The organism is Amycolatopsis sp. WAC 04169 (assembly GCF_003947535.1).
Lineage (GTDB): Bacteria > Actinomycetota > Actinomycetes > Mycobacteriales > Pseudonocardiaceae > Amycolatopsis > Amycolatopsis keratiniphila.
In genome coordinates, this window is record NZ_QHJI01000016.1 from 25,842 (window position 1) to 46,549 (window position 20,708).

Annotated in this window: 18 protein-coding genes; 7 read left to right on the forward strand and 11 right to left on the reverse strand. The window is 68.1% G+C overall.

All coding sequences use genetic code 11. The annotated features are described in order from the left end of the window. Positions 1–31 precede the first annotated feature (31 nt). The 6 genes from DMC61_RS37445 to DMC61_RS37470 all read right to left on the reverse strand — a co-directional run bounded on the left by DMC61_RS37445 (position 32) and on the right by DMC61_RS37470 (position 4,909). On the reverse strand, positions 32–886 hold the full coding sequence (locus DMC61_RS37445) for a Ku protein (protein ID WP_016334728.1): 855 nt from the start codon (positions 884–886) through the stop codon (positions 32–34). A 118-nt stretch (positions 887–1,004) separates the two neighbouring features. Continuing rightward, complete coding sequence (locus DMC61_RS37450; RefSeq protein WP_016334729.1) at positions 1,005–2,231, reverse strand: styrene monooxygenase/indole monooxygenase family protein; 1,227 nt, start codon at positions 2,229–2,231, stop codon at positions 1,005–1,007. A 25-nt stretch (positions 2,232–2,256) separates the two neighbouring features. Next, positions 2,257–2,874 carry an ATP/GTP-binding protein gene (locus tag DMC61_RS37455; RefSeq protein ID WP_016334730.1) on the reverse strand — a complete coding sequence of 206 codons (618 nt, stop codon included), beginning with the start codon at positions 2,872–2,874 and terminating at the stop codon, positions 2,257–2,259. After that, a complete protein-coding gene (locus DMC61_RS37460; protein ID WP_016334731.1) occupies positions 2,849–3,232 on the reverse strand; it encodes a DUF742 domain-containing protein in 384 nt (127 codons plus the stop codon). The genes DMC61_RS37455 and DMC61_RS37460 overlap by 26 nt, the downstream gene beginning before the upstream one ends. A 19-nt stretch (positions 3,233–3,251) precedes the next feature. After that, positions 3,252–3,686, reverse strand: coding sequence for a roadblock/LC7 domain-containing protein (locus tag DMC61_RS37465; protein WP_005159022.1), 435 nt, complete (start codon positions 3,684–3,686; stop codon positions 3,252–3,254). Next, entirely contained in the window at positions 3,683–4,909 is a 1,227-nt protein-coding gene (locus tag DMC61_RS37470; protein ID WP_125695246.1) for a sensor histidine kinase KdpD, read from the reverse strand. The genes DMC61_RS37465 and DMC61_RS37470 overlap by 4 nt, the downstream gene beginning before the upstream one ends. Before the next feature lie 339 nt (positions 4,910–5,248). Here DMC61_RS37470 and DMC61_RS37475 point away from each other — a divergent pair, with 339 nt between their 5' ends. The 6 genes from DMC61_RS37475 (at position 5,249) to DMC61_RS37500 (ending at position 12,085) form a co-directional block, all read left to right on the forward strand. Further along, positions 5,249–5,830 carry a TetR/AcrR family transcriptional regulator gene (locus DMC61_RS37475; protein ID WP_125695334.1) on the forward strand — a complete coding sequence of 194 codons (582 nt, stop codon included), beginning with the start codon at positions 5,249–5,251 and terminating at the stop codon, positions 5,828–5,830. A 30-nt stretch (positions 5,831–5,860) separates the two neighbouring features. Continuing rightward, positions 5,861–7,594 (forward strand): ABC transporter ATP-binding protein, encoded by a 1,734-nt coding sequence (locus DMC61_RS37480; protein WP_125695247.1) that lies wholly within the window; start codon positions 5,861–5,863, stop codon positions 7,592–7,594. Beyond that, entirely contained in the window at positions 7,594–9,603 is a 2,010-nt protein-coding gene (locus DMC61_RS37485; RefSeq protein WP_125695248.1) for an ABC transporter ATP-binding protein, read from the forward strand. The genes DMC61_RS37480 and DMC61_RS37485 overlap by 1 nt, the downstream gene beginning before the upstream one ends. A 128-nt stretch (positions 9,604–9,731) precedes the next feature. Next, positions 9,732–11,171: a DNA polymerase ligase N-terminal domain-containing protein gene (locus DMC61_RS37490; protein WP_233595076.1), complete on the forward strand. Its 1,440-nt coding sequence runs from the start codon at positions 9,732–9,734 to the stop codon at positions 11,169–11,171. Positions 11,172–11,343: 172 nt separating this feature from the next. Further along, the gene (locus tag DMC61_RS37495) at positions 11,344–11,571 is read left to right on the forward strand and encodes a LuxR C-terminal-related transcriptional regulator (RefSeq protein WP_199750195.1); all 228 of its coding nucleotides are present in this window, start codon (positions 11,344–11,346) and stop codon (positions 11,569–11,571) included. A 115-nt stretch (positions 11,572–11,686) separates the two neighbouring features. Continuing rightward, the gene (locus DMC61_RS37500; RefSeq protein WP_125695251.1) at positions 11,687–12,085 is read left to right on the forward strand and encodes a hypothetical protein; all 399 of its coding nucleotides are present in this window, start codon (positions 11,687–11,689) and stop codon (positions 12,083–12,085) included. Positions 12,086–12,160: 75 nt separating this feature from the next. Here DMC61_RS37500 and DMC61_RS37505 read toward each other — a convergent pair whose 3' ends face one another. From DMC61_RS37505 to DMC61_RS37515, 3 genes are all read right to left on the reverse strand, one after another. Next, positions 12,161–12,514: an STAS domain-containing protein gene (locus DMC61_RS37505; protein WP_125695252.1), complete on the reverse strand. Its 354-nt coding sequence runs from the start codon at positions 12,512–12,514 to the stop codon at positions 12,161–12,163. A 75-nt stretch (positions 12,515–12,589) separates the two neighbouring features. Continuing rightward, positions 12,590–14,101, reverse strand: a complete 1,512-nt coding sequence (locus DMC61_RS37510) for a CYTH and CHAD domain-containing protein (RefSeq protein ID WP_125695253.1) — start codon at positions 14,099–14,101, stop codon at positions 12,590–12,592. Positions 14,102–14,168: 67 nt separating this feature from the next. Further along, the gene (locus tag DMC61_RS37515; protein WP_125695254.1) at positions 14,169–15,026 is read right to left on the reverse strand and encodes a helix-turn-helix transcriptional regulator; all 858 of its coding nucleotides are present in this window, start codon (positions 15,024–15,026) and stop codon (positions 14,169–14,171) included. Between the two features lie 579 nt (positions 15,027–15,605). On the opposite strand from DMC61_RS37515, the gene DMC61_RS37520 reads away from it, so the two are divergent. Further along, positions 15,606–16,718: an erythromycin esterase family protein gene (locus tag DMC61_RS37520; protein ID WP_125695255.1), complete on the forward strand. Its 1,113-nt coding sequence runs from the start codon at positions 15,606–15,608 to the stop codon at positions 16,716–16,718. 175 nt (positions 16,719–16,893) lie between these two features. Here the strand turns inward: DMC61_RS37520 and DMC61_RS37525 are convergent, their stop codons facing one another. After that, positions 16,894–19,860 (reverse strand): BTAD domain-containing putative transcriptional regulator, encoded by a 2,967-nt coding sequence (locus DMC61_RS37525; RefSeq protein WP_125695256.1) that lies wholly within the window; start codon positions 19,858–19,860, stop codon positions 16,894–16,896. A gap of 87 nt (positions 19,861–19,947) precedes the next feature. Beyond that, entirely contained in the window at positions 19,948–20,658 is a 711-nt protein-coding gene (locus DMC61_RS37530) for a DJ-1/PfpI family protein (RefSeq protein WP_125695257.1), read from the reverse strand. Positions 20,659–20,708: the final 50 nt, after the last annotated feature.

Below are 20,708 nucleotides of genomic sequence, written 5' to 3' on the forward strand. Positions count from 1 at the left end.
TGACACCGGGCACACCGTCCACAAAGGAGAGTCAGGCGCTCTTAGGGGTTCGCTTGCCGGAGGCGGGTTTCTTCGCCGCGGTGGCCTTCTTCGCCGTCGACGGCTTCCGGCTCTTCTTCGCTTCGCTCACGCTGGCCTGCAAGGCCTCCATGAGGTCGACGACGTCGGCCTTCGCGCCGACGGCCTTCGGCTTCGTCGTCTCGTTCCCCGCGGCCTTGGCCTCGATCATGGCCTCCAGCGCCTCACGGTAGGAATCCGTGTACTTGTCCTGTTCGAACACCGGCTCGGACAGCGAATCGATCAGCGAGCCCGCCATCGTCAGTTCCTGCGGCCGCACCTGCGGCGGATCGTCGTGCAGGAAACCGAAATCCGGGACGCGGACCTCGTCGGGCCACAGCATCGTCGTCATCGTCAGGACGTCGCTGTGCACCCGCAGGATCGCGAGCGTCTCCCGCTGCCGGATGGCGACCTTCGCGACTGCCACGTGGCTCGCCTTCTGCAGCGCGTCACGCAGGACCACGTACGGTTTGACGGCGTTCTTCTGCGGTTCGAGGTAGTAGGTCTTGTCGAACTGGATCGGGTCGATGGACTCCAGCGGCACGAATTCGAGCACGTCGATCGCCCGCGACGACGCCAGCGGCAGTTCGGACATGTCCTCGTCGGTGAGTACGACCATCTCGCCGTCGGGCAGTTCGTATCCCTTGGCGATCTCGGCGTAGGGCACTTCCTCGCCGTCGATCGTGCAGAACCGCTTGTACTGGATGCGGCCGCCGTCGGCCTCGTGCACCTGGCGCAGCGAGACGTTCTTGTTCTCGGTGGCCGCGTAGAGCTGGATCGGGATGCTCACCAGCCCGAAGGACACCGAGCCCTTCCACATCGAACGCATCGAGCCGCACCTCCGCTGCCGTCACCGACCGTACTCACACACGGTGACAACGGTAGCCCGAAACGGCGCACCGCGACAGTCCCGCGCACCCGGACGCGGGACCGTCGCACTACCGGAATCAGGCCTCGGCCAGGTACTTCTCCGCCTTCGCGGGATCGAGGAACCAGTGCTGGAAATCGGTCGGATCGGAGAACCCGTTCGCGAACCGCTTCGCCACGGCGGGGTTCTCCCCCGCCGCGCCGATGATCTGGAGCACGTGCGGGGGCGGCGGCTGCAGCATCGCGTTCGTCCAGGTCGTCACGTGCTGGGCGTACTCCCAGTACTTCTCGAACGACGCGGTCATCCACTCCTCGTCGAACGGTTTGTCCCCGCGTTCGAGGATCGAGTCCAGATAGGACGCCGCGCAGTGGCTCGCGTTGTTGGAGCCCTGGCCGGTGATCGGGTCGTTGGCCACCACGACGTCGGCCATGCCGAGCACCGCGGTCCCCGAGCCCAGCTTGCCGACCGCGTTCCGCACGACCGGGGTGTACCCGCCCGCCAGCGTCGCCTTGTCGTCGGTCAGCACGGCGTTCCGCGAGCGCTCGTACTCCCACGGGAGGAACTGCTTCATCAGCGACAGGATCCGGTCGAGATGCTGCTGGGGCGTGGGCCTGTCGTCCCAGCAGTCGAGCGGACCGCCGGGAATCCCTTCGAAGAAGAGGATGTCGCAGTTCCCGCTCAGCGTGTACGCGGGGATCATGAACAGCTCACCCACGCCGGGGATGATGTTGAACCGCACCGCCGCCTTGTCCGGATGCTCGGGTCGGCGCTCCAGCCCGTGCACGTACGCCAGCGAGAGCGCGCGCTGCGGCTCGGTGTACGGCGAACGCTCCGGGATCCGGTCGAACAGCTGGACCAGCTCGCCCTTGCCCGCCGCGATGACCACCAGGTCGTACAGCTTCGCCAGCGGAGCCAGATCCGAGGTGGTGACGCCGTGGATGACGACCTTGCCGCCGCGGTCCTCCACCAGCTCCAGCCAAGCGGCCATCTTGACCCGCTGGTCCACCGACTGCGCGTAGTGCTCCAACGGCCCGAACCAGTCCAGCACGCGGCTGGAATCCGGGCCTGCGATGGAAACGCCGAGTCCCTCGACCTTGACGGTCTCGTCCTCCCACAGGTTCAGCTTGTGGTCCCGCTCGTGCTGCAGAGCGGAGTGGAACATGCACTGGGTCGACATCACCTTGCCGGAGCGGATCTCGTCCGGCGTCCGCGCCGACATCACCGTGACGTCGTAGTCGTGGGACAGCAGGCTCAAGGCCAGCTGCAACCCCGACTGCCCGGCACCGACGATCAGAACCTTGCGCATCCTCTGTGTTCCTCCCAGAACCCGTTCAGCTGAGTGCGGCGAACTCGCGGCCCGGCCCGGAGACCACCGCGAGGGACAGCGTGTGCGACACCAGTTCCTGCAGCGTCGCGACCGCTGACTTCGGGTCGCGGGCGTCGCAGGTGACCAGCGGGATGTCCGGGGAGAGCGCCAGCGCGTCGCGGACCTCTTCGAGGTCGTGCACCGGCATGCCCTCGAACTGGTTGACCGCGACGATGAACGGCAGCTCCGAGTCGTTCTCGAAGTAGTTGATCGCGGCGAACGACTGGTCGATCCGGCTGGTGTCGACCAGCACGACGGCGCCGAGCGCCCCGCGCGAAAGGTCGTCCCAGAGGAACCAGAACCGGGCCTGACCGGGTGTGCCGAACAGGTACAGGAGCAGGTCTTCACGCAGGGTGATCCGGCCGAAGTCCATCGCGACCGTGGTGGTGGATTTGGTTCCGGGTGGCACCAGCTCGTCGACCCCGGCCCCGGCCTCGGTCATCCAGGCCTCGTTGCTCAGGGGCGGGACCTCGGAGACGGAGCCGACGAACGTCGTCTTGCCCACGCCGAATCCACCGGCGACCACGATCTTGGCGGAGATCGCCAGCAGATCGGCGTCAGACCGGGAGGCGCTTGAGTCCATCGAGGATCCTCTCGAGCACGTTCGTATCGTGGTTGTAGGCGTGGGCCGTCGGGTGCACGAAGACGGCGCCCTGGGTGGCGAGGTCGCCGATGAGCACCCGGACCACGCCCAGCGGCAGATCCAGTCCCACCGAAAGCTCGGCGATCGACGAGCGTTCGCGGGCGCGCTCGTACAGCGAGCGCGACTCGGGCATCAGCGCCTCGGCCAGCGACGGGTCGTAACGCGGGACCGAGATCAGGGTCTCCACCAGCAGCAGCTGGCTGCTCTTGGTCCGGCCGCCGGTCAGCGCGTACGGCCGGATTCTGCGGCTGCGCATCTTCACGGGCCGGTCCGGAGATTGGTCGCTGGACACGGTCATCCCTTCCTTCTCCGGATTCTCAGGCCTGCGGCCGTCGGGCGGTCAGGACCTGCCGGAGTCCCGCTCGCACCTCGGGGGTGAGCGCGTGACCGGCGTTGGTGATGAACTGGGTCATCTCGTAGGCGACGACCTTCATGTCGCAGTCCGGTTCGGTGAGCACCGCGAGCCCCGCCTCGGCACCGATCCCCATGAACAGGAAGTACCCGCGGGTGAGCCGGATGATGATCTGCTCGCAGTTGCCCTTGCCGAACAGCGCGGCGCTGTTGCCCGCGAGGCTGAGCAGGCCGCTCGCGATGGCGGCGAGCTGTTCGGCGTCGTCACTCGACACCGATTCCGATGCGGTCAAAGGGAAACCGTCGACGGACATGATCAGCGCGTGGCTGGCACCGTGCACCTTGCGCACGAAGTCGTCGAGCAACCACGTGAAATCCGTGGTCGCGTCCTGGGCGGTCACTGGGTGTTTCCTCCGGTCTCACGCTCGTGCCGGTCGTCGAGAGCGGCACGCTCGCCGTCGGTGAAGGCATCGAGGTCGGCCAGCAGCGCCTCGTGCCCGTCCGCCGCGTCGGCGGGCGGGGTGGTCGGCGGGGCCGGTTCGTCGGGCAAAGTCCTGATACTGCGGGAAACCCGGCGCGGAAGACCGCTGGCCGTGGTGCCGCCGTCGGCGGGCGGCTGGAAGGCCGAGCGCGGACGCGGGCTGGGCTTCCGTTCGGGTTCCGGCGCGGCCGAGGGAGCGGGGCGGCGCCTTGGCAGCCCGGACGGCGTCGCGACCGGGTCGCCCACGGGCGCGCCGTTGGTGATCCTGGCCTGCGGCAGCACGACCGTCTGCGAACCGGACCACTGCTTCTCGGCCAGTTCCGAGACCACCGGGACCGGCAGCAGCACGGTGGCGACCGTGCCGTGCGGGGTACGGCGGTCGAGCTTCACGGTGATCTCATGCCGGTCGGCGAGCCTGCCGACGACCGCGAGTCCCATATGCCGCACGGAATCGTCGTCGAGCACCGGACCGGCCGCCAGCCGCTCGTTCAGCGCCGCGAGCCGGTCGGGCGGCATGCCGATGCCCTCGTCCTCGATGCGGATCAGCACGCTCCCCTGTTCGGTGAGATGCGCGCTGACGCTGACCGGCGAACTCGGCGAAGACTGGTTCGCCGCGTTGTCGAACAGTTCCGCGAGGATCCGGCTGACGTCTTCGGCGGCGAAGCCGACGACACCGAGCGAGACGACGCGGCCGATCGTGATCCGCGAGTAGTGGTCGATCGACGACATCGCCGCCCGCATCACGTCGAGCACGGACGAGATCCCGGCTGTCGTGTCGTCGGCGTCCCGGCCGGCGAGCACGCGGAGGTTCTCCGCGTTGCGCCGCAACCGGGTGGCCAGGTGGTCGAGCCGGTAGAGCTCGGCGAGGCGGTCGGAGTTCTCCTCCCCCGCCTCCATCGTCTCCAGCTGCGCGAGCAGCTGGTCGAGCAGATTGAGGTCGCGCAGCGCGACGTTGGAGCAGACACCGGCGAGCGCGCCGGCGTCCGGCGCCTCCACGGCAGGCCGCTGCTCCACTTCCGGTTCGACCGGTGGAGCCGACGGAGCGTGCCGGGGCGGTGCGGCGAGGAACTGCGCCGCGGCGACCCTGGAACGGTCCAGAAGAACCCGTGAGCGGTCAAGCAAGCCTCGAGCCCGCGTCACCATGTGCTTCCACTTCTTTCTCTTCGCATACCCGGACCCGTGTCGCACTCCCCAGCACAACGACGGCCATGCAAGCAGAAGTCACTATCCGTGTCCACAGTCGGTTTACGTTCAACCGCTGGCAGTGACCTGGTCACGAACGCGTTACGGCTGGTGAGCGCGGCGCGCTAGGCCATTCGGCTGCATCTTGCGTGTTGCACGCCACGGGGGATGCCCGAAAAGTGCGGGGTGCGCATAAATTTGCGCGCCCCGCAACTTTTGCCTACTCTTGACGCCGTGACCTTCCACCCGACCGCCCCTTTGGGGCTGCGAGAACGCAAGAAGCGCGCGGCCCGTCGCGCCATGGGCGAGGCAGCGCTCAGGCTCGCGATGGAGAAGGGTGTCGAGCAGGTCCGCGTCGAAGACATCGCCAACGCCGTGGGCGTCTCGCCGCGCACGTTCAACAACTACTTCTCCAGCAAGGAGGAGGCGATCTGCTCGTTCATCGTCGAGCGGCAGGAACTCCTGCGCGAGGCGCTGCGCGAGCGGCCTTCCGAAGAGACGCTGTGGGAGGCGGTCGGAACGGCGACGCTGGAAGCCTATGGCAGCATGGGCGAACCGAATCGCGAAGCGGTCGAGCTGGCCCGGTCGCTGCTCCTGCACCCGTCGATGCAGGGTGAATTCCTCAAGGCGCACGCCAAGGTCGAACAGGTGCTGGCCGACGCCATCCTGGAACGCGCGGGCGCGGGCGCGGAAAACGCGTTGAACGCGCGGCTCATGGCGGCGATCGTGGAGTCCGCGGTGAAGACCGCGTTCTTCAGCTGGTTGATCAACGAGGGCACCGGACGGTTCCTGGAGACGCTCGAGGTCCTCCTGCACGAGGCCGCCGCGGGCGTCCCGTCCCTCACCGGACCCGAAGCGGTGAAGAAACCGAAGAACCAGTAACACCCTACCCACCACTGGGGAGAAACCGTTGTGCTGACGAAGTTGTTGCGCATTCACCTGCGCCCGTACCGGCGAGACCTGTGGCTGATCGTGCTGCTGCAGTTCGTCCAGACCCTCGCCGGGCTCTACCTCCCCACCCTGAACGCCGACATCATCGACTCCGGCGTGGTCAAGGGCGACATCGACTACATCCTCGGTGTCGGCGGCGTCATGCTGCTGGTGTCGCTGGTGCAGATCGCGTGTTCGATCGGCGCCGTCTACTACGGCGCCCGCACCGCGATGGGGGTCGGCCGCGACGTCCGCGGCGCGATCTTCCACCGGGTCCAGGACTTCTCCGCCCGCGAGGTCGGCCAGTTCGGCACGCCGTCCCTGATCACCCGCACGACCAACGACGTCCAGCAGGTGCAGATGCTGACGTTGATGGCGTTCACCCTGATGGTGTCCGCGCCCATCATGTGCTTCGGCGGCATCATCATGGCGCTGAACCAGGACGTCACCCTCTCGTGGCTGCTGGTGCTCGTGGTGCCGATCCTCGGTGTCTCGGTCGGGATCATCATCGCGAAGATGCGGCCCGCCTTCCGGCTGATGCAGGAACGCATCGACAAGATCAACCAGATCCTGCGCGAGCAGATCATGGGCATCCGGGTGATCCGCGCGTTCGTCAAGGACACCCACGAGCGGCGGCGGTTCACGAAGGCCAACACCGAACTGCTGGACGTCTCGCTGGTCGTCGGCAGGCTGATGGCGCTGATGTTCCCCATCGTGATGCTCGTGATGAACGCCTCCAGCGTCGCCGTGCTGTGGTTCGGCGGGCTGCGCATCGACGACGGCAGCATGCAGATCGGCGCGCTCACCGCGTTCCTGTCGTACCTGATGCAGATCCTGATGGCGGTCATGATGGCCACCTTCATGTTCATGATGGTGCCCCGTGCCGAGGTCAGCGCCGAGCGCATCACCGAGGTGCTGGACACGCACACCAGCGTCGTCCTCCCGGCGAACCCGGTGAAGCCGGGCGAGGTGCACGGGCGGCTCGAACTGTCCGATGTGGAATTCCGTTATCCCGGCGCGGAAAAGCCGGTGTTGCAGGAGATCTCGCTGCTGGCGCTGCCCGGTGAGACCACCGCGATCATCGGCAGCACGGGCAGCGGGAAGACCACGTTGCTCAACCTGATCCCCCGGCTGATGGACGTCACCGAGGGCTCGGTGCGCGTCGACGGCGTCGACGTCCGTGAACTGGACGCGACCGTGCTGTCCGACGCCGTCGGGCTGGTGCCGCAGAAGCCGTATCTGTTCGCCGGGACGGTCGCGAGCAACCTTCGCTACGGCAAGGCCGACGCCACCGACGAGGAACTCTGGCACGCGCTGGAAGTGGCGCAGGGCAGGGATTTCGTCGAACGGATGCCGGAGGGGCTCGACTCCCCCATCGCCCAAGGCGGCACCAACGTCTCCGGCGGGCAGCGGCAGCGGCTCGCGATCGCCCGGATGCTGGTGCGGCGCCCCGAGATCTACCTCTTCGACGATTCCTTCTCGGCGCTCGACTACGCGACCGACGCCGCGCTACGGCGCGCGCTCGTGGCCGAGACCGCCGAAGCGACCGTGGTCATCGTCGCGCAGCGGGTCAGCACGATCCGCCACGCGGACCGCATCGTCGTACTCGACGAAGGCCGCGTCGTCGGCATCGGCACGCATACCGAACTCATGGACGGCAACGAAACCTACCGGGAGATCGTGCTGTCCCAGCTGACCGAGCAGGAGGCCGCCTGATGAGCGCGCCCGAATCCACCACGAAGGCCAAACCCCTGGGCGAACGCGCGAGCGCGGCCCGCGGACCCGGCCCCGGCGGAGGCGGTTTCGGCCGCGGCCCCGCCGGCTTGATGGGCGGACCGTCCGCCGAGAAGGCCCTCGACTTCAAAGGATCCTTCAAACGGCTGCTGCGGCTTCTCCAGCCGCAGCGTGCCGTGCTCTACGGCATTCTCCTGTTCGGCGTCGTCAGTGTCGCGCTGAGCGTCATCGGGCCGAAGATCCTCGGCATGGCGACCGACCTCATCTTCGCGGGTGTCGTCGCGAAGGACATGCCCGCGGGAGCGAGCAAGGAGCAGGTCATCGCCGGCCTGCGGGCGCAAGGCGACAACACCCTCGCCGACCTCTTCTCGGGGATCGACTTCGTACCCGGCCAGCGCATCGACCTCGACGCCGTCGGCCAGGTCCTGTTGTGGGTGCTGCTGCTCTACATCGTCGCGTCGTTCTTCTCGCTGTTGCAGGCGAGGCTGACCACGAACCTGGTCCAGCGGGCGGTGTTCGACCTCCGGGAACGGATCGAGGAGAAGTTCGCCAAACTCCCGCTGAGCTACTTCGACCGCCAGCCGCGCGGCGAGGTGCTGAGCCGGGCGACCAACGACATCGACAATCTCGCGCTGTCGCTGCAACAGACCCTCGCGCAGATCGTGACGTCGCTGCTGACGGTCGTCGGCGTGCTCGTGATGATGTTCCTCATCTCGCCACTGCTGGCACTCGTGGCACTGCTTTCGGTGCCGGCGTCGGTGTTCGTCGCGGCCAAGATCGGCAAGAAGGCGCAGCCGCAGTTCATCAAGCAGTGGTCCACGACCGGACGGCTGAACGCGCATATCGAGGAGATGTACACCGGGCACGCCCTGGTCAAGGTGTTCGGCCGCCGCGAGGAGGCCGAAGAGGTCTTCCGCGAGCACAACGACACGCTCTACAACGCGAGCTTCAAGGCGCAATTCATCTCGGGCACCATCCAGCCCGCGATGATGTTCATCGGCAACCTGAGCTACGTGCTGGTGGCCGTGATCGGCGCGCTGCGGGTCGCGTCCGGGACGCTGTCGCTCGGCGATGTCCAGGCGTTCATCCAGTATTCACGGCAGTTCAGCCAGCCGGTCACCCAGATCGCCAGCATGGCGAACCTGCTGCAGTCCGGAATCGCCTCGGCGGAGCGGGTCTTCGCGCTGCTCGACGCCGACGAGCAGGAACCCGAACCCGCCGAACCCGCGCGAGTGGAGAACTTGCGGGGTCAGGTCGAGTTCGAGCACGTGTCGTTCCGGTACACCGAGGACACGCCGCTCATCGAGGACCTGTCGCTCACCGTCGAGCCGGGGCACACCGTCGCCATCGTCGGCCCGACCGGCGCCGGGAAGACCACACTGGTCAACCTGCTCATGCGGTTCTACGAACTCGACGGCGGCAGGATCACCCTCGACGGCGTCGACACCGCCGGGATGGACCGCGAAGACCTGCGTGCCAAGACCGGCATGGTGTTGCAGGACGCGTGGTTGTTCGGCGGCACGATCGCGGAGAACATCGCCTACGGTTCCGCGGGCGCCACACACGACGAGATCGTGGCGGCGGCCAAGGCGACCCACGTCGACCGGTTCGTCCGCACCCTTCCGGATGGCTACGACACGGTGATCGACGACGAGGGCGGCACGGTCAGCGCCGGCGAGAAACAGCTGATCACCGTCGCGCGGGCGTTCCTGGCGAAGCCCGCGATCCTCATCCTCGACGAGGCCACCAGTTCGGTCGACACGCGCACCGAGGTCCTGATCCAGCGGGCGATGAACTCGCTGCGCGAGGGAAGGACGAGTTTCGTCATCGCGCACCGGCTCTCCACCATCCGCGACGCGGACGTCATCCTGGTGATGGAGAACGGCTCGATCGTCGAACAGGGCGACCACGAAACGCTGCTGCTCACCGGTGGTGCGTACTCCCGGCTCTACGCCGCCCAGTTCGCGGAGGCGCTGGCCGAGACCGACTGATCCTCATGGGCGCCGAAGGTCCCTTTTCCTCCTTTTACCGTGGGAAAAGGGGCCTTCGGCGCACGGAAGGACCGTGAACGGCGCTAGGCTTGCGTGACCCGAACCGGAAAGGGGTGCGCCGGCCGACCATGGCGGAGAAACTCGGCGAATACCGCCGTAAGCGCAGACCTGGGCGGACTCCCGAACCCCTGCCGGATCGCGACGGGAAGACCGGGGCCGACGATCTCTTCGTCATCCAGGAACATCACGCGAGCAGCCTGCACTGGGACATCCGCCTCGAACGGGACGGCGTCCTGGTCTCCTGGGCGGTGCCGAAGGGCCTGCCGATGTCACCGGACCAGGAACGTCTGGCCGTGCACACCGAAGACCACCCGATGGAGTACCTCACCTTCGAAGGCGAGATCCCCGCGGGCGAATACGGCGGCGGCACCATGACCATCTGGGACACCGGCCGGTACGAAACGCTGCACTTCAACGACCACAAGGTCGAAGTCGTCTTCCACGGGACGCGGGCACGCGGGAAATATCTGTTCCTCAACGTGAAGAAGGACGGGCGCGACAACGGCTGGCTGCTCAAACGGCTCGACCCCGCCGACCCCGGCCGGAAGGAACTCCCCTCCTTCCTCGCCCCGATGCTGACCAAACCGGGCCGTCTCCCGTCGACCGGCGAAGACCCGGAATGGGCTTACGAATTCGACTGGTCCGGGCGCCGCACCCTGATCCGGGTGTCCGGGGGCCGGATCACCGCCTACGACGATTCAGGCGACGACGTCACCGGGCTGTATCCCGAGTTCCGCGGCCTCGGCGAGCAACTCGGTGCCACGGAAGTCTTTCTCGACGGGGAAATCGTCGTCTTCGACGGCGGGAAGCCGAGCGCGGAAGGGCTCGGGCACCGGGTGCGGGCGACGAAGAACTCCGCGAAACGGCTCACCTCGCGCTATCCGGCGTTCTACCTGGTGAACGATCTCCTGCACCTGGACGGCCGTGCCTGTGTCGGGACGCCGTACGTCGAACGGCGGGAACTCCTCGACGAACTCGGGATCGCCGGACCGCATTGGCAGGTCCCCCGGTACTACCTCGGGGACGGCGGCGCGGTCGCCAGGGCGGCCCGCGAACACGGGCTGGCCGGCGTCGTCGCCAAACGGGCCGACTCCGCGTACCACCCGGGAAAGCGTACGGGGGAATGGCTTTCCATCACCGGAACCCTGGTACAGCAGGTGGTGCTGGGTGGCTGGCGGCCGGGCGGCGGCAGCCGGGCGGGTACGTTCGGTTCGCTGTTGCTCGGCGTCCCGCACGAAGACGGCTTGCGGTACATCGGAAACTGCGGTGTCGGCTTCGCGAGTGACGAACTGGAGGATCTCTCCAAGCAGCTGTTCCGCTTGGAGCGCAAGACATCCCCGTTCCACTCCGTTCCGGACAAACAGGCGCGGGACGCGCGCTGGTCGCGGCCGACCATCGTCGGAGAGGTCGTCTTCGGCGGCTGGACCGACGCGGGCTGCCTGCGCAATCCGCGGTGGCGGGGCCTGCTGCCGGACGTCGCCGCCGACGAGGTCGAACTCGACGACTAGTGTCAGGATTCGCGGGCATGGCGGATATTTCCCGTCCGCGACAAGCGCGTACTGGCCCTTGTGGCGGTACATCCCACCGGCCGGCGTTGGTAGACAGGAGCCGGACGCCGGCCCCGGCAGCATCGTCCGGGGCCACCGCGGAGACCAGGGGGCGGCGGAGATGCGTGCACAAGTGAAGAAATCCATCACGGTTCTTACCGAGCGGGAAACCGAGGTGCTGGTACTGATCGCCGGTGACAAAACCGATCGGGCGATCGCGCGCGAGCTCGGCATCGGCGAGCGAACGGTCCGGGCGCACGTGAGCCGCATTCTCCTCAAACTGGGAGTCGCGTCGCGGGTCGGCGCGGCCGTCGCCGCGACCAAGATGGGACTCACCGCGCAAGGCCACCACCACGGTTGACGGGGGCCAGTGGCGTAATCGCCATGGCGGAGCAGCCACTAGCTCGAATTTCCTTGTGTGAGAAGAATTCCTTCCACGGTCGGCAGCTCGCCGACTCGACTGGGAGGTTCACACCATGACCGTTCGAAATGCTATCCGCGGTACCGTCATCGGTTCCACCGTGGCGGTGGCCGGTGCCGTACTCGTCGCATTGGCACCGGGAGCGGCGGCCGGACCCGCGACCTCGAGTGGCCCCGTCACGACGCTGGGCACCTGCGGCCAGACCTTCTCCCCGAGCACTTCCGGGGCGAAGGCGTACTGGGAGGTGCAGTGCTCCGGTGGGCGGGTGCGGATCAGCGGCTGGGTGGAGGACACCGCGTCCGACGGGCAGTGCGCGAAGGTGAAGGCGATCTGGCCGAACGGCAACACCTACTTCAGCCCGGCCGCCTGCCCGAAGGGCAACCGGAAGTCGTTCACGTCGCAGTACAACAGCGGCAACAGCGTGAACGCCTACCTCTACGAGTACGACGTGTGATGTCACGAAAGCCACTTTCGGGACGTCACACGTCCCGAAAGTGGCTTTCGCGGCACAAACCTTGCCGTGCCCTCACTAGATCATCACGTCTTCGACGTCCCACCGGACGTCGAGGTCGGCTCCGACCCCGCTGACGTCGAGAATCCGGGACACCAAAGCGGTCTTCACGATCACCGAGAACCGGGGTGACGCCGCGTTGGCCTCCTCGAGTGCCTGCAAACCGGCACAGCTGAGGAAACCGACGCCGGAGAGGTCGAGGATCACATGCCTTCCTTTGACGCACGCGCCATTGAGCTCGGTGCGGAAGCGCCCGACGGTCGCCGCGTCGATCTCCCCCACCGCGGTGAGGATGAGGACGCCGTCCTTGCGGCGGCAGGTGCTCACGGCCAGGTCCGGCTGTTCGCCGGGAACGCGCTGGCCAGGCAACATTGGGGGCGCCTCTCTCCAGACCACCAAGTTCCCTCGACGTTACTCGGCGACGGCGGCAGGTCAACCCGGGCTACCTCATTCGAGCCATTTCGGGCGAGAACCTTTACCCACCTTTTGCCATTCCCCGGCGAAGCGCCGGTGCGCGGCCTCGGCTCCGGCGACCGAACGACCATGCAGAAGCCCATACGTGAAAGCGTTTTCGTTCTCGGCGTAGGCGCGGAGACCGAGGAGCCGCAGGACCTCCCGGCTGACCACGATGTCGTGATGCTCGCCGAGCGTGCTCTGCACCGCCTTGACGTTCTTTCGCCATTTTCGAAGCTTCTTGCCGGTCACCGGCCGGACCGCGTCCGCCGCGTAGCGGGCTCGCTTGGCCTTCTTGCGCGCCTCGTGCAGGGCGGCGTCCTGCTCCGCGCCGGGATCTAGCTCACTCGCCACGGCGACGGCCTTGCGCAGCTTCCGGTCCGACCGGGCCACGGCCTTGCGTAGTTCCTTCTTGCCTTCCTTGATTTTCCGCGGTTTACCGACGAGCTTTTCCAGCGCTTGCAACAGCTTCGTGTACCGCTTGCTGTCGAGCGCCCGGATGGCGCGCGCCTTGGCCTCTTCGGCCTCTCGCGCGAAGTGCCGTGTCATCAGCTGCTCGACGTTGCCCAGCACCAGCTCGGCCGGGAGTGCCTTGACCTCCTCGCCGAGGCGCGCGGCCATGACCTCGCTGTCCCTCGCCGGCCCGAGCTCGCCGCCGAGCCAGCGGAGTTCCTCGGCGAGCTCCTCGGCGACTTCGGCGTCCAGCGAGCGACGGAAGGTTTTCAAGCCGCTCCGCAGCCGCCTGCACGCGACACGCATCTGGTGTACCGAGTCCTCGACGTCCCGGCGAACCCCGATGTCGTTGCGCCGCAGCGCGTCCAGCTGCGCGGCGAGGTAGTCCGCCAGTACCGAGCCCGAAGCCCCGCGTGCCGAGGGCACGAGCTCGTCGGTCAGCCGCCGGAGCTTCGACGGCCACCTCGACCGCTCGGCCCCACCTTCCACGACCGCCCGCTCCAGGCTCTGGAGCACCGCGGGATCGGCGCCGGGCGCGAGTTCGATCTCGATCTCGCGCCACCGGTCGAGATGCGCCTTGTCCCCGCCGGCCTCGCCGGTGACGACGTCGTCGGTCAGCGTCGCGAGCTCGTGTCCGTCGGCGTCGAGCAAGGCGTACGAAGTGCGCTCGGTGCGCAGATGCGCGGCCTGGACGAGTTTGGCGCCGAGGGTATGCGCCCGGACCAGTTTCGCCAGCGCGCCGGGCACCTTGTCCGGCTTCCCCGCCAGCGGGAGGCGGAGTTCTTCACGGCTGTCCTCGCCGACCGGGAGTTTGAGGTGCCAGCCCTCGTCGCTTCCGCCGAGCCTCCGCCGCAGCGTGATACCCGCCTGCGCGAGCCGGAAGTCGGCGGTGTCGAAGTACGTGGCGTCGAGGACGTCGACCCTCGGATCGGCCTGGTTCGTCACCGGACCGGCCGGGACCAGCGGCGGGATGGGCCGGTCGGCCGCCAGGTCGTACTTCCGCTCGATCTCGGCCTCGGCGACCGGGGCACCACCCTGCGTCTTCGTCACCACGAACTCCTTCTCCTCGGCTACCCGGAATGATTACCCCGTGCGGAGGTGCCGGGAAACCCCGGCCGGATCATTCGTCCATCCGGTCGTACCGGTCCGCCCATTCGGCCAGCATTTGCCGTGATCTCTCCTCGGTCAGCGTATCGCTTTCCAGCCTCGCGACGAGCGAATAATAGGCCTCGACGGCGACCCGGTCGTCGATGAACACCCCGGCCGCATAGGAATCCGTGTACACCACCGCCGGATGTTCCGCGAATTCCATGATGGTGAAGGAATTCTCGAGCACCCTGCCCACTTCGACGCTTTCGGGGACGATGCGAATCGAGCAATAGGGCAGATTCGCCGACAGGACGAGGTGGAGCAGTTGCTCGTGCATGATCCGGGGGCCGCCGACGACCGACCGCAACGCGCGCTCGTGCACGAAGAACTTGCAGCGCGGCGGACGATCCCGCCGCAGCAACCGCTGCCGTTCCATCCGGGCGTTCACGACCTGGTCCAGCTGTGCCTGGTCGCGGTTGCCGATCAGTTCGAAGGCGGTGCGGGCGTACGGCTCGGTCTGCAGCAACCCGGGGAGCGTCAGCGACTCGTAGCGCACCAGCGTGTGGGCGAGGTTTTCCTGGATCTCCAGGGATTTCATCGGGTCGACGAGTTCGTCGAAGTACGGCCGGACCCAGTACAGGTCGCCGCCCGGCTGCGTCAGTTCCAGCAGCAGATCGCGTTCGGGCTCGGCCTCGCCGCAGGTCGCGAGATACAGCGCCGCGTCCACCACGGACAGCTCGCGCAGCCCTTGTTCCCACCTCGTGACCTTGCTCTGCAACCAGCCGTTACGGCGGCTGACGTCGGCTCCGCTGAAATGCCTGCGCTGCCGGAACGCCTTCATGCGGTGGCCCAGTTCCCGGGTCCGCGCCGTCGAATCCTTCTCAACCATGCGGGACAAACTAGGGCCGAACTCCGGCCGCGCGGCGATTGCCACGCGGCAATTCACCTCAAGTGCTGATCACTTGCACTCCCGCACGTATCTTAAACGCTGCTTCGCGTGCGAAGCGCCTTCGCGCGCGAAGGGTTCTTTGAAGCTTTATAGCGGAAGAAGGAAATGTGATCCAGTTATTCGGAAGTGGGTTTCTTGCGGTGCCGCAGTCTCGGGGCCGGGCCGTGAAGGCCTCCTTCCCTACCCTGAAGGTAGCGAAGGAGGCCTTCACGGACTGTCGCGCCGACAGGCCCCGACCGCACCGGGCGCACGTGAGGCCCCTTGCCAAGTACGTGAAGGCCCCCTTCACTGCGCTAGACGCAGTGAAGGGGGCCTTCACGTACTTCGGAAAGACCTGCGCACCGCCCGGGTGCAGGCAACCGCACATGCTCCCGATGTGGCATTGGGGTCACTGGATGTCCCCAATGCCACATCGGGGGCGAGCCGCCACCTGACGCGCGAGTTGAGGCTTTCGCACCACTGCCGCAGGTAAAACGAACCAAAGTTTCAACCGCAACATCAACGATATGCTTGAACCTCATGAGTCAAGACATCCGAGACTTCGTGACCCCCTCCTGCGACCTGCTGGCACTGGGCGAGCCGACGCACGCGATCCCGGTCTTCGCGGAGGTCCGCAACGAGTTGTTCGCCCAACTGGTCGAGCGCGGCTTCCGTTCGATCGCCCTGGAAACGGATCGCGTGGCCGCGCTCGTCGCGAACGACTACGTCCGAGACGGCACCGGAACCCTCGACCTCGCGATGAACGAAGGCTTCTCACACGCCTTCGGTGGCGTCGAGGCGAACAGGCGACTGATCGCGTGGATGCGCGAGTACAACGAAACCCGGCCTCCCGAAGAGCGCCTCACGTTCCACGGCTTCGACACCCAGACCGAGAACACCTCCGCGCCCAGCCCAAGGCGCTACCTCGAATACGCGCGCGACTTCCTGGGGCTCGACGTGGACATCGCCGGCCCGGCGGGCGACGACGAACGCTGGAGCCGCACGGAAGCCGTCATGGACGCGGCTTCCTCCCCCGGCGCCACGGCCGATGCCTACCGCCTGCGCGCGATCGCGGCCGACCTGCTCACCGCGCTTCGCTCCCGTGAGCCCGGCACGGAGGCGTGGTCGCGGGCGGAGATCCACCTCATGGCGGGGATCGACCTGCTGCGTTACCACCGGCAATGCGCCGAGCCGCTCGAACCGCACGAGCGCTACATGCCCCTCGTCGCGACCAGGGACGCCTTCATGGCGCGGAACCTGCTGGACATCCGAGCCACCGAAGCGGGTCGCGGCCGGACGCTGGTGTTCGCCCACAACCTCCATCTGCGGCGCCAGGCGAGCACCATGCGGGTCGCCGACACCGAGACGACCTGGTTCCCCGCCGGCGCGCTGGTGTCGCCGCTGCTCGGCGATCGCTACACCTTCGTCGCGACCAGCCTCGGCGGAAGCGAGGACATAGCGCTTGCCGAACCGGAACCCGACACCTACGAAGGGTTCCTGCAGAAGCACGTCACCACGGCTTGGGGCCTGCTCCCCGCCTCCGACGTCCCGCCCGCGACCGTCCGGACCGATCCCATCCCGCGGCAGGGCTACTTCCCGCTCGACCAAGGGATGCTGAACGACGCGGACGCGATCCTGCACGTCCGCAATTAGTCGGCGAACCGGGTGACGCCTCCTGCCCTCTGAAGGCGTCACCCGGCCACGAGCACGCGCCGCCACCCCCAGTTCCGCGAATTCGGGGCGGCGCGAAGTCCGCTCACGTGAGCAGCAGTCAACACACCGTCGCCATAACTTCGCCAAACGCGGCGGCCGCCGATCCCCCGCCGGGCTATGCCGGAGTCACCCCGAAGCGGATCTTCGTCAAGGCTTCACGAGCCCGATCCCGCTGGCGTCCGCTCTCGTCGACGGCGGAAAGGCCTTCAAGCGCCCGTAGTTCCCATACCGGGAATCCCAGTTCCCGGAACAGTCCCGCCGCGGTCCGGAGCCCTTCGGCGGCTTCGGTCGCGACGCCTTCGTCGGCCCGTAGGCGTCCGAAGCTGAGCAGGGCGTATCCGCCGCCTCGGCGGTCGCCGAGCTCACGGAAGGTACTCATCGCCAGGCTCAGATGTTCGGCCGCGCGGCCGTGTTCACCCGCCAGGCGCAAAGACTCGCCGAAACTTCGGTGCGTGTAGGCGGCGGCGTGCCGATGCCCGACGTCCTCGAACAGTTCCAGCGACCGCGAAAGGCATCGTTCGCTCTCCCCCGCGTCGCCGGTTTTGGCGTGCAGGTCGCCGAGGCTCCGGAGGACGTGCGCCTCCCAATGGCGTTCGCGCGAACTGCGCGTGCCGATCAGGGCGCTCGTCAGCAGCGCACCGGCCTCGTCCACGCGGCCGTTCCGTCGCAGGACGTCGGCGTACCGCTTGGCCGACCTGTCGTGCTGGTGGCCGTCCTCGCAATGGAGCGAAAGCAGCAGACTCGCGTCGAAGCACTCCTTCGCCCGGCGGAAGTCGCCGAGATCGTCCCACAGCGAGCCGAACTGGGCCGACGCCATCGCCTGCCCGGCGAGATCGCCGCAGTCCCGCAACAGGTCCAAGGCCTCCCGCAACGCGTGGACGGCCGCACCGGCCCGGCCGGTGTCCGCGTCGACGTCGGCGAGCGCGACGAGCGCGGCCCCGGTCCCCGGCTGGTCACCCACGGTGCGGAACCTGTTCTCCGCCAACGAGAAACACGTCCTCGCCCGGGCCAGATCCCCCGCGTCGGCGTGGGCATGCCCGAGTTTCAGCAGCTTCTCCGCCTCCGCGGGGACATCGAGGCGATCACGCACGATGCCGAACCCGAGCCAGGCGGAGGAACCGCCTTTGCGCGGGCCGACGAGATCGCTGTAGGCGTCGGCGAGCCGCATGGCCAGCCCGGTCCAGCCGTGGTTCTTCGCGGTGCGGACGGCGAGCGCGAGATTCGCGGTTTCCGCGACCCGCCAGCCGTCCGGGTCGGCCGCGACGCGGTCCGAAACGGCCGCCGGGACGTCCGCGCGCCGGGACGGCGGGTATCCGGCGCCGAGCGCGGCGGAAGCGTGTTCGGCCAACGCCGCCATCACCGTCAGCGCGCGCCTGAAAGCTCCGGGATCCGGCGGTTCCCGGAGCGCGAGCCGGATCAGCCCCGGCAGCCGGTACCGGAGAAACCCCGCCTGGTCCGGTTCGGCACGAAGCACGTGGTCGTCCACGAGTTCGTCGAGCAGTTCCGCCGCCTCGCCCGGCGGACAGCCCAGCATGGCCGTCGCGAACCAGTCGGCGATCTCGGTCGCGCCGGGAAAACCGAGCAGCCGCAGGGAATTCCGTTGCCGCACCGACAACTCCGCGAGGGATTCGGCGAGCACCGGGCGGACGGCGAGGTCACCGGCGGCGAATTCGTCGAGGCGCAGCCGCTCGTTCTCCAGGCGGGTCGCGAACTCGGCGACGCTCAGCCGGGGCCGCTGCAGCAGCTTCGTCCCCGCCGCCCGCACCGCCAGCGGAAGACCGTCGCAGCAGGCCAGCACCCGGCGGACGGCGTCGGGTTCGGCGGCCAACCGCGGTTCCCCGGCGATCTCGCCGAGCAGCAGCCGCGCGTCCTCGTAGGGCAGCACGCCGACCTCGATCGGCCTGGCGCCGACGAGACCGGCCAGCCGCCGTCGTGTCGTGACGATCGTGGCGCAGCCGGGACCACTCGGCAGCAGCGGGCGCACCTCGGCTTCGGACCGGCCGTTCTCGAGGATCACCAGCAGCCGCCGGTCGGCGGAGTGACTCTGCCACAACGAGAGCAGCCCCGCCTGGTCCGCAGGGATTTCCGCTTCCGCAAGCCCGAGGGCGCGAAGGAACCCGGCGAGGACGTCACCGGGTTCACGCAGGTCGGCGACGAGCTGGCCGTCCGGGAACCGCTTGCGCACGCGCCACGCGGCCTGGACGGCCAGCGCGCTCTTCCCCGCTCCCGCCGCCCCGTGCAGCACGATCGGCGCGGGAGACCGCACCGCGCGCCCCAGTTCTGCCAGCTCGGCCGTCCTGCCGGTGAAATCCGGCGTCGCGGCGGGCAGGCGGCACGGCGCGCCGCCCGCCGACCAGCCGGTGCCGGAGATCCGGCGGCGGACCGCGAGCAGGTCGTCCCCCGGTGAGACGCCGGTGTGTTCCCACAGCGCCTGGCGGCAACGGTCGAGGACGGCCAGCGCCGCGTCCCGCCTGCCGAGTCCGTGCAACGCCTCGGCCAGCCACCCGGCGAGCCGTTCGTCGCCCGGCCGGGCGGCCAGCTCCGGACCCAGCCGGTCCGCGACCGCCTTGTGGTCACCGGCGGCCAACTCCAGCTCCACGAGTTTGCCCAGCACCGAACAACGCCGGTCCTCCAGCCACAACCGGTGTGCCTCCACCAGCGGGCCGACCGGTACATCGGAGAAGGCCCGGCCGCGCCACAACCCCAGTGCCCGTTCGAGCAGTTCCTTGCGTTCGTCACCGGTCGCCCGCGCGGCCGCGGCCGTCAGCTCCGAGAAACCGGTGACGTCCAGCTCGCCGTCCGAGACCATCAGCCGGTAGCCGCTCCGGCCGGACCGCAGCCGCTGCCGTTCGTCGTCCACCGGTATGCCGGGCGACAACGCCTTGCGCAGCTTGGAAACCGCCATCTGCACGACGGCCGCGGCACTCGACGGCGGTCCCTGCGGCCAGAGTTCGTCCACGAGGGTGTCCCGGTGGACGAACTCGTTCGGCCGGGTCAGGAGCACCGCGAGCACCCGACGGGGCTGAGCCGCCGACGGCAGCGGGACCGAGGCCGCGAGCGGGCCGAGCACCTTGAACTCCACGAACCACCTATCACCTGGACGGATGACCCGAATGTAACCCGGTGCTGTCCCCGAGTCGTCGATTTCTCACCCGGATGGCCGTCCCCCTTATTTCCCGGTGTGGGCGAGGAGCCGGTCCCGCAACGCGGGTTCGTCCGCGAGTGCCTCGTTCAGCGTGTGCTCCAGCAAGGGCTTGAGATCCCCGTACGGACGCTTCGACCAGTCCAGCGGACCCTGCGGCGGCTCCGGGTCGTACTCGATGACGAACTGGATCGTCCGGGCGATCTCGGCGCCGACGAGCCGCTCGACCAGATGCAGTGCGAGGTCGATCCCGGCCGACACCCCGGCGGCGGTGATCACGTTCCCGTCCTCGACCCAGCGCTCGGCGACCGGTTCCGCGCCGAACGCGCCCAGCAGTTCGCGGAACATCCAGTGCGTCGCGGCCTTGCGGCCCTTCAACAGCCCGGCCTGCCCCAGCAACAGCGACCCCGTGCACACCGAGGTCACGAGCTCCGCGTTCGCCGCGGCGCCACGCAGGTACCCGACCAGTTTCTCGTCGGCGAGCGCCTTCAGCGTCGGCGCGGCGCCGCCGGGCACGAGCAGCGCGTACGGCGACGGGACCTCGTCGTAGGTGTGGGTCGCCACGAGCTTCAAGGGGTTGTCGGTGGTGACCGGGTCCTTCGTCTCGCCGACCACGACCGTCCGGTATTCCTGCGCCGTGCTCGCCATCCCGTCCAGCACGGTCAGCGGACCGACCATGTCGAGCGGGGTCATCCCCGGGTACACCACGAACGCGATCGTCTTCTTGTCGTCTGTCATGGCGCCAACGGTGTCCGAGAGACGGGCCCTCGGTAGCCCGGATGTCCGGA